The sequence below is a fragment of the Pelagibacterium sp. genome, assembly GCF_048264985.1.
In the GTDB taxonomy this organism is placed as follows: Bacteria; Pseudomonadota; Alphaproteobacteria; order Rhizobiales; family Devosiaceae; genus Pelagibacterium.
On record NZ_JBLXCL010000003.1, the window covers coordinates 1 to 13,003 of the forward strand.

Annotated in this window: 12 protein-coding genes; 8 read left to right on the top strand and 4 right to left on the bottom strand. The window is 58.8% G+C overall.

Translation table 11 applies throughout. The annotated features are described in order from the left end of the window. From ACN0TA_RS11680 to ACN0TA_RS11715, 8 genes are all read left to right on the top strand, one after another. A partial coding sequence (locus ACN0TA_RS11680; protein WP_417583066.1) for a c-type cytochrome occupies nucleotides 1-290 on the top strand: 290 nt, incomplete at its 5' end. 401 nt (nucleotides 291-691) lie between these two features. Next, nucleotides 692-1,723 (top strand): tyrosine-type recombinase/integrase, encoded by a 1,032-nt coding sequence (locus tag ACN0TA_RS11685; protein ID WP_417583068.1) that lies wholly within the window; start codon nucleotides 692-694, stop codon nucleotides 1,721-1,723. Nucleotides 1,724-1,734: 11 nt separating this feature from the next. Next, the gene (locus ACN0TA_RS11690) at nucleotides 1,735-2,127 is read left to right on the top strand and encodes a hypothetical protein (protein ID WP_417583070.1); all 393 of its coding nucleotides are present in this window, start codon (nucleotides 1,735-1,737) and stop codon (nucleotides 2,125-2,127) included. A gap of 195 nt (nucleotides 2,128-2,322) precedes the next feature. Then, nucleotides 2,323-2,589, top strand: coding sequence for a transposase (locus ACN0TA_RS11695; protein WP_417583072.1), 267 nt, complete (start codon nucleotides 2,323-2,325; stop codon nucleotides 2,587-2,589). Between the two features lie 72 nt (nucleotides 2,590-2,661). Beyond that, entirely contained in the window at nucleotides 2,662-3,423 is a 762-nt protein-coding gene (locus ACN0TA_RS11700) for an IS3 family transposase (protein WP_417583074.1), read from the top strand. Nucleotides 3,424-3,676: 253 nt separating this feature from the next. Then, nucleotides 3,677-5,008: an O-antigen polymerase gene (locus ACN0TA_RS11705; protein ID WP_417583076.1), complete on the top strand. Its 1,332-nt coding sequence runs from the start codon at nucleotides 3,677-3,679 to the stop codon at nucleotides 5,006-5,008. Nucleotides 5,009-5,011: 3 nt separating this feature from the next. Next, nucleotides 5,012-6,319, top strand: a complete 1,308-nt coding sequence (locus ACN0TA_RS11710; RefSeq protein ID WP_417583078.1) for a hypothetical protein — start codon at nucleotides 5,012-5,014, stop codon at nucleotides 6,317-6,319. A gap of 219 nt (nucleotides 6,320-6,538) precedes the next feature. Continuing rightward, on the top strand, nucleotides 6,539-7,198 hold the full coding sequence (locus ACN0TA_RS11715; protein WP_417583080.1) for an acetyltransferase: 660 nt from the start codon (nucleotides 6,539-6,541) through the stop codon (nucleotides 7,196-7,198). Here the strand turns inward: ACN0TA_RS11715 and ACN0TA_RS11720 are convergent, their stop codons facing one another. Genes ACN0TA_RS11720 through ACN0TA_RS11735 form a run of 4 tightly spaced genes read right to left on the bottom strand, consistent with a single transcriptional unit; the run spans nucleotide 7,199 to nucleotide 12,967 of the window. Further along, the gene (locus tag ACN0TA_RS11720) at nucleotides 7,199-7,801 is read right to left on the bottom strand and encodes a sugar transferase (protein WP_417583082.1); all 603 of its coding nucleotides are present in this window, start codon (nucleotides 7,799-7,801) and stop codon (nucleotides 7,199-7,201) included. After that, nucleotides 7,798-9,015 (bottom strand): glycosyltransferase family 4 protein, encoded by a 1,218-nt coding sequence (locus ACN0TA_RS11725; RefSeq protein WP_417583084.1) that lies wholly within the window; start codon nucleotides 9,013-9,015, stop codon nucleotides 7,798-7,800. The genes ACN0TA_RS11720 and ACN0TA_RS11725 overlap by 4 nt, the downstream gene beginning before the upstream one ends. Further along, the gene (locus ACN0TA_RS11730; protein ID WP_417583086.1) at nucleotides 9,012-10,838 is read right to left on the bottom strand and encodes a heparinase II/III family protein; all 1,827 of its coding nucleotides are present in this window, start codon (nucleotides 10,836-10,838) and stop codon (nucleotides 9,012-9,014) included. The genes ACN0TA_RS11725 and ACN0TA_RS11730 overlap by 4 nt, the downstream gene beginning before the upstream one ends. Continuing rightward, nucleotides 10,835-12,967 carry a bi-domain-containing oxidoreductase gene (locus ACN0TA_RS11735; protein ID WP_417583088.1) on the bottom strand — a complete coding sequence of 711 codons (2,133 nt, stop codon included), beginning with the start codon at nucleotides 12,965-12,967 and terminating at the stop codon, nucleotides 10,835-10,837. The genes ACN0TA_RS11730 and ACN0TA_RS11735 overlap by 4 nt, the downstream gene beginning before the upstream one ends. Nucleotides 12,968-13,003 lie beyond the last annotated feature (36 nt).

Consider the following 13,003-nt stretch of genomic DNA (forward strand, 5'->3'; position numbering starts at 1 on the left):
ATGAACTTGAAGGTCAGCCGAACTGGCGAGATCGACTGCCCAATGGGCGCATGCCCGCTCCACCCCATGACGAAACCGGACATACCTGGCACCATAGCGATGACCAACTCTTCCGCATCACGCGCGACGGCGTTGCAGCGATCGTCGGTGGGAATTACGAAAGCGACATGCCAGGCTTTGGAGCTGCACTTACGGACGACGAGATCTGGGCCATCCTGGATTTCATCAAAAGCACTTGGCCGGCACGTGAGCGAGAATTTCAGGCACAGCGATCAGAACAAGATCGGTGATTTGCGCAGAATGATCCCATCAGATGCAGAATGATCCCATCAGATCATGAGACCGGCCGGCTCTTGTTGCAGCCTGTCTACCGAAAAATGTAGCGCAGGGCCTACCATGCGTTCCGGCACCTCACCTCGACGTCTTCGTGAGCGCTGCCGTGCGGTTCGCTCAGAGTCCGCTTCCGGTGTGCCGACAGAATGCATGTAACGTCCGATTTTGGGGCGCAAAGCCGCCGTTCATGTCGCTGCAGGAACCGAAATCTCCCAATGTTTACAGTGCCCATCTATATCGCTTCGGGCGCGCCATTTTAGCCCTGTTTATACAGGGACTTAGAGCTGCTACATGTCTCCCTTGAATACGTCTTTCGTGCACCGGTCACAAACTGGTCACACCGAAAGGCTTTTGCCACATGGCATCCCTACGTAAACGAAACGACAAGTGGCAGGCACAGGTCCGCCGCACTGGTCACTCCCCACGCACAAAGAGCTTCCAGAACCGTGCTGACGCACAACGCTGGGTTCGACAGACCGAGCTTGAGCTGGACAGGCTGGCACTCGCCTATGATCCATCCCGACTTGAGCGCATCACCGTTGGTGAGCTGCTAGTCCGCTACAGCACCGAAGTGACCCCACACAAGCGGGGCCATGACAGTGAAGCCAAGCGCATTGAAGTGTTTCTTCGACAGGAGTGGGCCGGACTAACGTTAGCCCGATTAAGCCCCCAGTCTTTTACACAGCACAGGGATGCAAGACTTCGCCAAGTCAAAGCGGGCACGGTGATTCGAGAGCTGGGCCTGTTGCATGCGGTGTTCGAAGTTGCCCGGCGCGAATGGGGCATACCGTTACATGAAAATCCTATCGCCAACGTGCGCAAACCCAAGGCTGCGCAGGGGCGTGAGCGGCGACTTCAAGCCAACGAGTTAGACGCACTCTTGAGCGCAAGCACGGCAGGTCGCAGGGATTGGCTAGAGGTGGGCATTGTCTTTGCTATAGAGAGCGGCATGCGACGAGGCGAAATCCTCAATGTGCGAACACGTGACATAGACTTTGAACGTGGCCTTCTGCACGTACCCGAAACAAAGACCGCCACCCCTCGCATTATACCACTTACGGATACGGCCAAGCTGTTGCTTAAACAAATGGCCGGCAAAAGCAGTGACCCAGACGGGCGACTTTTTGCAACAACTGCAAATGCGTTCAGATTGGCGTGGGAACGGTGTAGACGACGGGCAGCCAAGGAGCTGCCTAGCCTAGCCGATCTACGGTTCCACGACCTGCGACATGAAGCAGTTAGCCGGTTCTTTGAGCTCGGTCTGAATGTACCTGAAGTGGCTGCCATTAGCGGCCACAAAGACCCGCGTATGCTCTTCCGCTATACCCACCTAAAGCCGGAGGACATCGGAGCCAAAATCAGGCGAATGCAAGCAGGGGTCGCGTCATGAGGTGCCGCCGGATGACAATGCCGAACAGTACGGCCCGTCTGATCTGGAGTTCGCTTGAGCGTCTAGAGCTACGGCCACGAAGGCTTGATGGCGAAACGATCGTTTTCGCAACGCGCTATCAGGACGGTACCGAGGTTGCGTTGATGATCCGATCCATTGTGCAGACAAGTCTATTCCGCAGGTCGCCAGCGATAGCAGTCGTTGCGGCGTCTGCAAACCAAGACTGGTCCATGCGAGAGGTCTACCTAAAGACGTGCATCTCAGCCCCTAGGAATCCAGACGATCTTCTTTTTACTGCTAAGCTGGCAATCGAAATCAAATCGACTGCCTGGGCGATTGCTGCAACCGGAGACATGGGTGACTGTCTCCAATTTCCAGGCAGTCCCAACCCCCAAGTGACTTAGCTCCCATGTCCCAAGGGGGTGAAGATAGTTGCCCCTCCATATATGGAATAAAGCAAGAAACCATAAGATCTGCTCGGTTGGACCTTCTGGCCTTCATATATGGAATATCAAACCTAGCGAACCCGCTGGCGGTGACCTGAGCCCTCAAACTTCCTCCATTTTTTGGTAGAGTCCGCCCACGTTTGGAGACGGACAATGAAGCGCAGCAGGTTCACCGAGGAACAGATTATCGCGATGATCAAGGAGCAGGAGGCGGGGATGGCGACTGCGGAGGTCTGTCGCAAGCACGGCGTCAGCAGTGCCAGCTTTTACAAATACAAGGCGAAGTATGGCGGCATGGACGTCTCTGATGCTCGGAAGCTGAAGGCTCTGGAGGACGAGAATGCCAAACTCAAGAAGCTGTTGGCCGAGCAGATGCTGGATAATGCCATCTTGAAAGATGTCGCCGCAAAAAAATGGTAACGCTCGACGCGAAGCGGGATGCTGTGGCTCATGCCTGCAAAGCGCATGGTGTGAGCCAGCGGCGGGCGTGTGATGTGCTTGGGGTGGATCGGACGAGTGTCCGCTACCGAAGCATACGACCTGAATGATCAACCTCTGAGGGACGCGATGAAGGCGGTAGCGGCTGAACGGCGTCGTTTTGGCTATCGGCGCATCCACGTCATGCTGCGGCGTCAGGGTATTGCGATGAATCTGAAGAAGCTCAGGCGGCTCTATCGTGAGGAGAAGCTTCAGGTCCGCAAGCGTGGCGGACGTAAGCGGGCTTTGGGCACCAGACGCCCCATAGGCGTGCCCAATGGTGCCAATGAACGTTGGAGCCTGGACTTTGTCAGCGATGCCTTCACCGATGGTCGCCGGTTCCGCGTTCTGGCCGTGGTCGACGACTACACGCGGGAATGCCTGGTCCTTGTGGCTGACACGTCGCTTTCAGGCCTGCGGGTTGCGCGAGAACTCGATGCTTTGATCGTGAGGCGCGGGAGGCCGATGACAATCGTCTCCGACAACGGCACCGAATTGACCTCGATGGCAATCCTGAAGTGGTGCCAGGACACCCGCGTCGACTGGCATTACATCGCCCCGGGAAAGCCTATGCAAAACGGCTTCGTGGAAAGCTTCAATGGCAGCTTCAGGGACGAGTGCCTCAACGAGACGTTGTTCTCATCACTGGCAGAAGCCAGAACCTCGATCACGCTTTGGAAGGAGGACTACAACCGGCAAAGACCACATTTATCGCTTGGCAATAGCTCTCCCGAAGAATTTGCCATGAAAATGGCACTGGTAAAACAGGCCGCATGAGGCCACAAATCAGCCCCGCGACTCTCCAATAGACCGGAGGAAACACGGGGCTCAGGTCAGACTCGAAGACGAGCACAGAAAGAATCTATCACACCTGTGCACCGGTGGTTGCCAGACAAGTCCGAGGAGATCGGCGATATTCCGTCCCCTGTGGTGTTAAGGCGAATGGACAACTTTGCTATTTGTTGGACGTGTGCTGTCGTATCGCGTAAGCGCCTCATGACTTTTCGAATCCTCATAATATGGTATCAGATTGAGCGGTTTTTTTGGGCCGAAGTTTACGGCGATCCTTATCAGTATCACCATCTTGGCATTCACGTTCGGAGTAAGGCATGTGACGAGAAGTTGGACCAACCCTGCGGTCCTCTACGGGTTGTTCTGGTTCTCGATGACGTTTTTGCCGCTTGTTGCCCTTATTGATGTTCCCATTTATCCGGGAGGCGTCGCATTTATAGCATTGACGGTTATTGCCTTTTCAGTTCCCGCTTTGCTGATGGCGCGGCTTTGGCCCGCTAGTGTCGCGCTGTCTCAGGCTCGCCGCGATAGCTCCAGCTTGTCAGGTTCGCGTAGTCTGGCGGTTGCCTTCATTGTGATGCAGGCCTTAACCTTGTGCTTCGTGGTCATAAATCTTCAGTTGCAAGGGTTCACCATAGCTGAATTTGCCGCCAACCCAATTGCGGCCGCCAATCGCTACTTGATGGCGCGATATGATGGACTTGTCTCGCCGAATATTTTCAGTCAGGCTAGCGTGGTTCTGAACTACATTGCTGTAGCTGTTGGCGGCATTCTGATCGTGCGAGTGCGGGGTCTTGTAGCTCAAGCCGCCATTCTGGTGGCCGCCTTCTTGCCGTCGTTGGTCTACATGCAGGTCTACGCCGATAAGGGTACGCTGTTCTTGGCTGCTGCCTACTTTTTTGGGGCGCTGGTAGCGTCGCGAGTGGCGGCTGGGGACCTCCGCCTTATGACGCGCGGCACACTAATTTCAATCTTCACGTGCTTGGTGATCTTGGTGCCAGCGCTTGTTCTGACGATGGCTGCACGGAACGGAAGCCCCAATGGTCCAACTGATGCCATTGGGAAGATAATGTTCTACCTACGGTCCTATGCATTTGGCCACATTTATGCGTTTTCGGACTGGTTCAATCACTATCTAGTTGGTTCATCGGTTATGGAATACACGGATCCGGCAGGGAATACGTGGGGATACTGGTCTGTTATGGCCGTCGGTGAAATACTGTGGCCCGAATATGAGTTGCCCGATGGATACTTTACAGAATATTTCTTTGTTTCCGGAGTTATCCAGACCAATGTCTATACTATGTTTCGTGGCGCCATTTATGATTTTGGGGTATCTGGTATATTGATTGTGATGAGTTTGATAGGCTGGGCTGGCGCAGCGTCCTACCAGCGTATGTTAGCGACACGTCATCCGGTCATCAGCCAATCCTTCTTTATCTTTTTGATCGGTTTTCTCTATACGAGCTTTATTTTCAGCCTGCTGACTTGGACGAGCATCTATGCTGCGGCCATTGGTGTAACAGTTGTGCTCTTCGCAGATCGTGCTCTTTCAGAGGGCAACAGCTAAACAATGATGCAAAAAAATTCACTGTCGAGAACTGCGGCATCAGCCGCAATCCACACGCTTTCTGACGGAAACTGGCGTGCAAAGCTGGCACTAATTCTGATCTTTGCCGCCGCTCTGCCGGTTCAGGTGTTCGCGGTTCCTGGCTTTGAAGTGACGCCGTCCCTGATCCTCGCTCCGGTGGCTCTGATCCTTTTTCGCCTAAAGGAGCCAATTCACCTGGCGGTGGTCGCGTTCATGGCTTTCTGCCTCGCACTGGCGATGATTGGCCCTGTTGGGGGCGAGGGCAGAATTAGAAACATACTCGGGTCTGCGAGTTATTCAAGCGGCGCTCCCTATATTATAGTTGGGATGGAGCTTGCGCGGCGTGGGTATAGTATTTCAAAGGTATTTTTTCCTGTATTGATTGTTTCATTTATTACAGTTGCAATTTTTTCGGTAGACTTGTTAATTACTGGTGGGAACATAGTTGATTCATCGAACTATGAATCTATCGCATATCAAGCTGTTGAGACGACTTTTGTTCAGTCGATATTTCCGTTCTATGGGAAATATGCTGTAATCACGCTATCCACTGTGGTCGCGGTAATAGCTGGTTTTTCTCTCGCTACTTTCTCGCCGGAAGGAAGGAAGTCGACGCAGATATTCACATTGGTGATTTCTGGCGCGCTTCTGTTTTTTGCGTTTTCGATGTTGTCTCGACAGGTAATGGTAGGAGTTGTCGTATTCTTTGGAACTTTGCTTGTGTTGTCGTTCCGCCGAAAAGAAGCTTGGATTACTCTTGCCGTCTTCCTCGGACTGCTGGTGCCTTGGGCGGCCTTTGTCGGTGGCTCTTCCGGACAGAACGTTACTGGCGAAATTGGTATCAGTAAGATTGTTCGTGGCGTTGAGAATGCCGAGAACGGAAATTTCGACGACCTGTCAACTGGCAGGCTGCCCTTGTACCGAGACGCTGTTGCACGCCTAAGTCCCTCAATCTTGTTGGGAGGCTGCGGGTTTTGCAATTTGGTTGATGTAATGGACTTCCCATTTTCCAGCTTGCATAACGTACTTCTGACTGCGGTCTACAAAGGCGGGGTGTTGTATGCCGCGACTTATATCGGAGCGGCGTTTCTGGGGTTAATCCTTATTCGGTCTTGCAAAGCATCATTCTCGCGAGATGTTCTGACTAGCGTTCTTGTTTCAATTGCAGTGCAATCACTTATCAATGACGTTTTGTATTTTCAGGTGGTTCCAGCATTGATGTTTGTATTGGCAGGATATGTTGTGTCCAGGAACACTTTTTTCCAAACGAATATGTCTTGGACCAGATGACAAGCACCATGTGCAAATTTTTCTAATATCGACTGAGGTTCTTCTGTTTTCCCCAAATAGCCAAGATTTTGGTGCGGGTTGTCGTGCCCATGCAGCTGAACACTGTCGAAGCTGAGATGTGTTTTCGCTCAGCCTCTGGTGCCAAGTTCTTGCGCCGCACACAATCCATGCTGCAATTGCCTATATTCTGACATTGAGCCGCATTCAAAGGATTATCGCATGACTTCACTTCGGTCCGGGGGCGGCGTCATGCGTCGATTAGCGGTTATCGGTGCTGGTGGCCATGGTCGTGTCGTCGCAGAGGCGGCTGACATGGCGGGTTGGACCGTCCTGTTCTTTGATGACCATGCCGCAGGTCATCGTTTTGGATGGCCGGTGTGCGGGCCGGTGGCGGCTTTGCTAGCCGACCCGGAAGTGGTCGATGGTGCGATCGTAGCGATCGGCAACAACCGACTTCGCCTCGAACTGACGCACCGGCTGATGGCCGCCGGAATGCCGATGCCCGCTATTGTTCATCCGGCCACCTGCGCAAGTTTGCGCGCGAACTTGGGCGCGGGCACCTTCCTTGCTGCTGGCGCTGTAGTCAGTATTGGCGCCACCCTAGGCATTGCCACCATCATAAATACCGGAGCCAGCGTTGATCACGACTGCACGATTGCCGATGGAGTGCATTTGTCTCCGGGTGTCCGGCTCTCCGGCTTAGTCACGATCGGGGAATGCACTTGGCTCGGCACTGGCAGTAACGTGCGCAATGACATAGTCATCGGCCGCGACAGCATCATAGGTGTCGGTGCTGCCGTTGTTGCAGACATTGGCGATGGCGTCGTGGCGCAGGGCGTGCCGGCGCGTGTGGTGCGCGCAAACCCAGCCGCATCCTGATTAGGGTTTGCGGCCGCTACCTTCGAACTTGGACACGGTGGCTTCGCCCGCGGCGCTAATTCCTTCGCGCGCGACGACCTTCTGCACGGTGAGGAACAGGATCCTGAGGTCGAGCCAGAAGGAGCGGTTGTCGACATACCAGGTGTCGAGGCGAAACTTTTCTTCCCAACTGACGGCGTTGCGGCCATTCACCTGCGCCCAACCGGTAACGCCGGGGCGCACGTGGTGGCGGCGGGCCTGCTCTGGGGAATAGAGCGGCAGATATTCCATCAGCAGGGGGCGCGGCCCGACAAGGCTCATGTCGCCGACGAGGACGTTCCACAGTTCAGGCAGTTCATCCAGGCTCAGGGCGCGCAGGCGTCGGCCGAAGGGGGTGAGGCGCTCGGAATCAGGCAGAGGCTGGCCTTGTGCATCCGTGGCATCGCGCATGGTACGAAACTTGACCATCTCGAATGGCTTGCCGTCGAGGCCCGGCCGCTGCTGCCGGAAAAGTACCGGACTGCCCAGTTTGCGGCGGATCTGCCAGGCGAGCACGGCGATCACCGGTGAAAGCAGCAAGAGGGCTAAGCCGCCCACCAGGATGTCGAAGGTGCGCTTGATCATTTGAGGGTGCCTTCGAGCCAATCCACCCAGAGGCCGGCCAGCGCCTGCCGGTCGAAACGGGTACGGGCGAGTTCCAGGGCCCTCTCACCCATGGCCTTCAGAGCCGGACGGTCCGCAGCGGCCGTTTCGAGGGCGTCGGCAAAGGCCATGGGGTCGCGGGGCGCTACGGCAAAGCCGCAGCGGGCGTCGGTGATCATCTCGGCCAGCCAGCCCGGGTAATTGTTGAGGACCGGCTTGCCGGCGGCAATGTAGTCGAAGAACTTGTTGGGTGAGGTTCCATAGTAGAAGGCCGGCACATCGGCGAGAACCTGCAACCCCAGATCGCCCCGCGCCATCAACTGCGCCAGCCGCGCCTTGTCCACTGGATCGAGGAACAGCACATTGTCCAGCCCCTCGCGTTCGGCGCGGGCGACTAGGCTCGGCTTGAGCTTGCCATTGCCGATCAGGACGAAGCGGATATCGTTGCGTCCGCGTGTCTTGATTTCGGCAGCGGCATCCAGCACGGCATCGAGGCCGTTGGCCTGGCCGTGAGTGCCGGCAAACAGCGCGACGAGGTCGCCGGGCGCGATACCCTCGGGCGCCCATGGCTCAACCCCGGAGGCAAAAATATCGAGATCGCAGCCATTGGGCACCATGGTGATGCGCTCATGCGGGATGCCGCGATGGGCAATGCCTTCGACGATGCCGGGCGAGAGACCGATCAGGCGATGGGCGGAATGATAGCTCATCCATTCGAGCGCACCGAGCGCCCATAGCGCCAGGGGATTGCGGATGACGCCCATGGCTTTGGGCAATTCGGGCCACAGGTCGCGCACCTCGAAGGTAAAGGGCTTGCCACGTAGCCAGCGGGCGAAAATGCCAGGAATGCCGGCGGTGAGCGGCGTCGTCGTCGCGAAGATCAGATCATATTTTTCGGACAGCGCGATGCAGATACTGCGCAGAGCGAACCTGGCAAAGGTTCCGGTTCGCTTGAGGAGGCCGTCGCTATTGGCATAGCTGAGATCGAGCTCGATGACATCGATACCATCCACGGTGCCGCGGCGCATGCCGCGGACAAAGGGGTCGGCCAGGCCGGTCTTGCCGGCGCTGTAGGAGCCGCAAACCATGGTCACCTGATGGCCGCGCGCCGTCAGATGCCGCGCCATCTCGTAGGAACGGATGCCGGCGCTGCCGGCAGGCGTTGAAAAATGCTGGTGGAAATAGAGAACCTTCACAGCGTCCAACTCACCTCTGTCACGACTGTGCCGGCCCGGGAGAAGCGGGCTTCCAGCACCGGTAGCGGGCTATGGGCAAGGTAGTGGCGGGATTCCGTACCGGCGGCGAGGCTCAGCGTCACTGGCATGTCGCCGGCGATGTGGATCGTGCCTAATGCCGAGCTCGCGCCGTCGGCGGTCAACTCCCAGGCGCCCGGTGCCAGGCGCCAGCGTAGGCAGCCAGCAGAGAACGGGCCTGAAACGCTGTCAGTGACGGCGAGTCGGTTGGCTTTGGCCAAGTCGACGCGCCGGGCATGGCGGGCCCCGTGCGCGTCGCGATAAGCGGCCGTCATGCTCTGGGCGGGCGCATCAAACGCCACGTCTTCGGCCGAGAGCCAGTCTGCGAAGAGGAAGCGGCCGATACGGGGCATTTGATTGCGACCATCGAACTGGATCGTGTTGTGGCCTTGGGTGCCGGAATAGCGGTCGAGCACGTCGTTGGGGGCGTTGTAAGTATAGGTGCCGCCGTCGCGCAAAAGGTTCAGCCCACCGATCCAGAAATCGAGGTGCAGCGCATCGGCATGGCCGGGACGATAGCGAAAGCGCGGATAGCGCAGGATCGCCTTTGCCGTGCCGGCAACCAGCACGCCATAGCCTCCCTTGTCAAGCAATTGGCTGGCAACGGGGACGGCCAGGGCTGCCGAAGGGGGTATGCCCAGCCAATCGGCGTATTGGTTGGCTTCGCCGGAACCGGCATAGGCCTGCTGGTCGGCGAACAGGATATGGGCCAGTTGCACCGAGGGGCGGAAATCGCGGTAGGGCGTGGTGCCAAGCGGCAGCAGGCGCGCGCCGTCATTGGCACCGATATTGGCCGCATCGCCATTCTCGGCGGAGACCATCAGGCGCAGCCAGGCTGCGGCGGCCGCGGCCCGCTCGCAGAAAGCCGAAGTGAATTCGGTTAAATCGAGCCGCCGTCGCCAGACTTCGGCAAATGACAGCGTGTCGAGCAACAGCCGATGATAATTGGTGGAATACTGGCTGAACGAGCCGTCCGTCTCGACGAGCGCGAGCACGCGTTCCTCGAGCATGCGGCGGCCGGTCCTGGCGTAACCGGCACCGGCGCCATCGCCTAGACGTGTGATCCAGGTGCCGCCGATAAGGAGGGCGGCAGCTTCCGAGGTGCCGTGATTGTTATCCTGGGCCCTGGCATAGCCCGTGGTTGGCGCGATGCGCTCGAGATGCAGCCTGAGCAGCGGCGCCAGGCTCGGCCCAACAGACTTGGGCCCGCCCAGCAGCAATGCGGTCAAAGCAAGGTGAATGACCCGGATCGACGCTTCCTGGCCGCATTTCCAGTTGGGACCGGTATAGGGGCGATTGGACGCGATCCAATCGGCAAGCCAGGCTTCGAGCCGCGCGAGCGCCGTGGCATCGCCGGCGCGGGCACGCTGCGCGAAGATCGGCGCCCAATCCAGGCGTGACGCCTCCCAGACGGCCTTGATGTCACCCAGCCTGCCGTCAAAATCGGAAATGGTCCACCACGGGCGCTGCGGCTCGGCGACGCGCGCACCGTTGAAGGGATTGGTGAACCAATCTGGCGGGCTGGCGCCGAGGTCGACCTGTTGGTGCCCGAAATAAGTGGCCTTGTCGTGCCAGTCGGTCGAAGCGGGCGCGGGTGCGCCCGCCGGTGCCGAGGGGGCGAAGAACGGCCCCTGCGGCACGGGCGCGACAAGGCGCCGGATCGCGCTTCCTGGATTGCGCAGGGCCAGCCGGTATAGGACGACCGCGAGCACATTGGTCGGCCCCAGCGCCAGAACCGTCCTTATCTTGCTCAGGCGGCTCGTCACTTCTGCTGGCGCAACTGCTGGGCGGCTTCGATGGTGACTCGGGCCACCTCGAAGATTTCGTCGGCCGGGATGGGCGCGGCGCCGCCTTCGGTCACTGCCCGCAGGAAACCTGCGGCGCAACCGTTCTGGCCCTTGTCCTGCGTCCAGCCGCCGAGCTTGGAAAAGCCTGGAACGCCATAGCCCTTGAGCGAGCGGAAATTGTCCAGCGCCAGGATGCGCCCACCGGCAAAGGCCTCGATACGCTCCTTGGGGAAGCTGGCAGCGCCATTGGCGAGATAGTGCACGGTGCCAAAGGAGCCGTCGGCAAAGCCGAGCGTGATCGCCGCCTTGTCCTCAATCTGGGGGGCGCCAGATGGGCTGCCCATGCCGCGCGCCGATACCGAGATGATCGGGGAGCCCGCCAGGAAGCGCATGAGATCGATGTGGTGGCACGCTTCGCCGATGATGCGACCGCCGCCGACCTGCAGGTCCTGTGTCCAGTGGGTCGCGGGAATGGCGCCGGCATTCATGGTGAAGATGAAGGATTTCGGCTCCTGTACGCCGGCAAGCAGCTGCTTCATCTTGACCACGTGTGGGGCGAAGCGGCGGTTGAAACCCACCATGAGAAGGCAATCGGGGGCCTGGTCATAGGCGGCCCTGACTGCCTCGAGCTCGTCCAGCGTCAGGGCCAGCGGCTTTTCGACGAAGACATGCTTCCCCGCCGCCAGCGCCTGCTGCACCAGGCCGGCGTGCGAATCGTGTCGGGTGACGATCGCCACGGCGCCAGTCGCGGCATCGTCGAGTACGGCGTTGACATCGGTCGAGGCCTTGTCAAACCCGGCCGGACGGCCGTGGATGACGCTGCTGGTGCCCGAATTGGTGACGACAGTCGACAATTGGGCACCGGCCTTGCGGAAGGCCGGGATCAGCATGCGCGAGGCGTAATTGCCCGCGCCGATAAAGCCGATCTGCGTCTTGCCGGCAGCCGTCAACCGCTGGTGCGGAGAGAGTGCCAGGGTGCGTTCGAACGAGGCCTTCTGGCCCGTGCTATAGGTCAGTAGCAAGCCGAGGGCACCCTTGTCGCTGGCCAGCGTGTCATAAGCGGATGGCGCTTCCTCGAAGGCGACGCGATGGCTGATCAGCGGCTGCACGTCGAGCGAGCCTTGGCTCATCATGTCAAGTACGGCCTCGAAATTGCGCTGTGCCGTCCAACGCACGAAGCCGATGGGATAGTCGTTGCCGCCCTGTTCGTAAGACGGGTCATAGCGTCCCGGGCCGTAGGAACAGGACACGGAGAACGACAGTTCCTTTTCGTAGAAGTCGGCGCGGCTGAGCTCGAGCCCGGTCGCCCCGACGAGGACGATGCGGCCGCGCTTGCGGCTCATCTTGGCCGCCTGCGTCACCGGGTCGCTCGAGGAGGTCGAGGCGGTGATGATTACCGCATCGGCGCCATGGCCACGGCTGAAGGTGATGCCGGCGACGATCGGATCCTGACCCTGGGCCGGATTGCAGATCTCGGCGCCAAAGCTTCTGGCGAGGTCCAGTTTGGCCTGGTCGAAATCCACCGCCAGCACGCGGCAGCCTTGGGCGCGCAACAATTGCACGGTCAGCAGACCGATGAGGCCCGCACCGATGACGACGACGGTTTCACCCAGCGTCGGGGCGGCGAGCCGTGTGCCTTGCAGGCCAATCGAGGCAACCACGGTAAAGGCAGCGGCCTCGTCGGCAACATTGTCGGGGATGCGGGCGCAGAGGTTTTCCGGCACATTGACGATATCGGCATGGGGGCCATTGGAGACGACGCGATCGCCGGGTTCGAATTCGACCACGCGCGGTCCCACGGTGCGCACCACGCCAACATTGCAGTAGCCCAGCGCGATGGGCTGGGCGAGCTTGGAGCGTACGGCGTCGATAGTGTTGAGGACACCGTCGGTGCGCGCCTTGTCGAGCATCTGCTTGACGCGTTCGGGCTGCTTGCGGGCCTTTTGCAGCAGCGACGAGCGGCCGAAATCGACCAGCATGCGTTCTGTGCCGGCGGAGATCAGGGTCGTCGTGGTCTCGATCAGCACCCCACCCGAGCTGGCCACTGGTGCCGGCGCATCGGCGATATAGGTCGTTCCCGAGCCCATGTCCTGCATGATCTGACGCATGACTACCTCTTCAGCCAGAACGCGAAATTACTGCCG

What these genes read in the sequence shown, in the direction of transcription:
- ACN0TA_RS11685 (WP_417583068.1), top strand. Translation starts at nt 692, where the DNA reads ATGGCATCCCTACGTAAACGAAACGACAAGTGGCAGGCACAGGTCCGC.
- ACN0TA_RS11735 (WP_417583088.1), bottom strand. Translation starts at nt 12,967, where the DNA reads ATGCGTCAGATCATGCAGGACATGGGCTCGGGAACGACCTATATCGCC.
- ACN0TA_RS11715 (WP_417583080.1), top strand. Translation starts at nt 6,539, where the DNA reads ATGACTTCACTTCGGTCCGGGGGCGGCGTCATGCGTCGATTAGCGGTT.
- ACN0TA_RS11700 (WP_417583074.1), top strand. Translation starts at nt 2,662, where the DNA reads ATGTGCTTGGGGTGGATCGGACGAGTGTCCGCTACCGAAGCATACGAC.
- ACN0TA_RS11710 (WP_417583078.1), top strand. Translation starts at nt 5,012, where the DNA reads ATGATGCAAAAAAATTCACTGTCGAGAACTGCGGCATCAGCCGCAATC.
- ACN0TA_RS11690 (WP_417583070.1), top strand. Translation starts at nt 1,735, where the DNA reads ATGACAATGCCGAACAGTACGGCCCGTCTGATCTGGAGTTCGCTTGAG.
- ACN0TA_RS11720 (WP_417583082.1), bottom strand. Translation starts at nt 7,801, where the DNA reads ATGATCAAGCGCACCTTCGACATCCTGGTGGGCGGCTTAGCCCTCTTG.
- ACN0TA_RS11695 (WP_417583072.1), top strand. Translation starts at nt 2,323, where the DNA reads ATGAAGCGCAGCAGGTTCACCGAGGAACAGATTATCGCGATGATCAAG.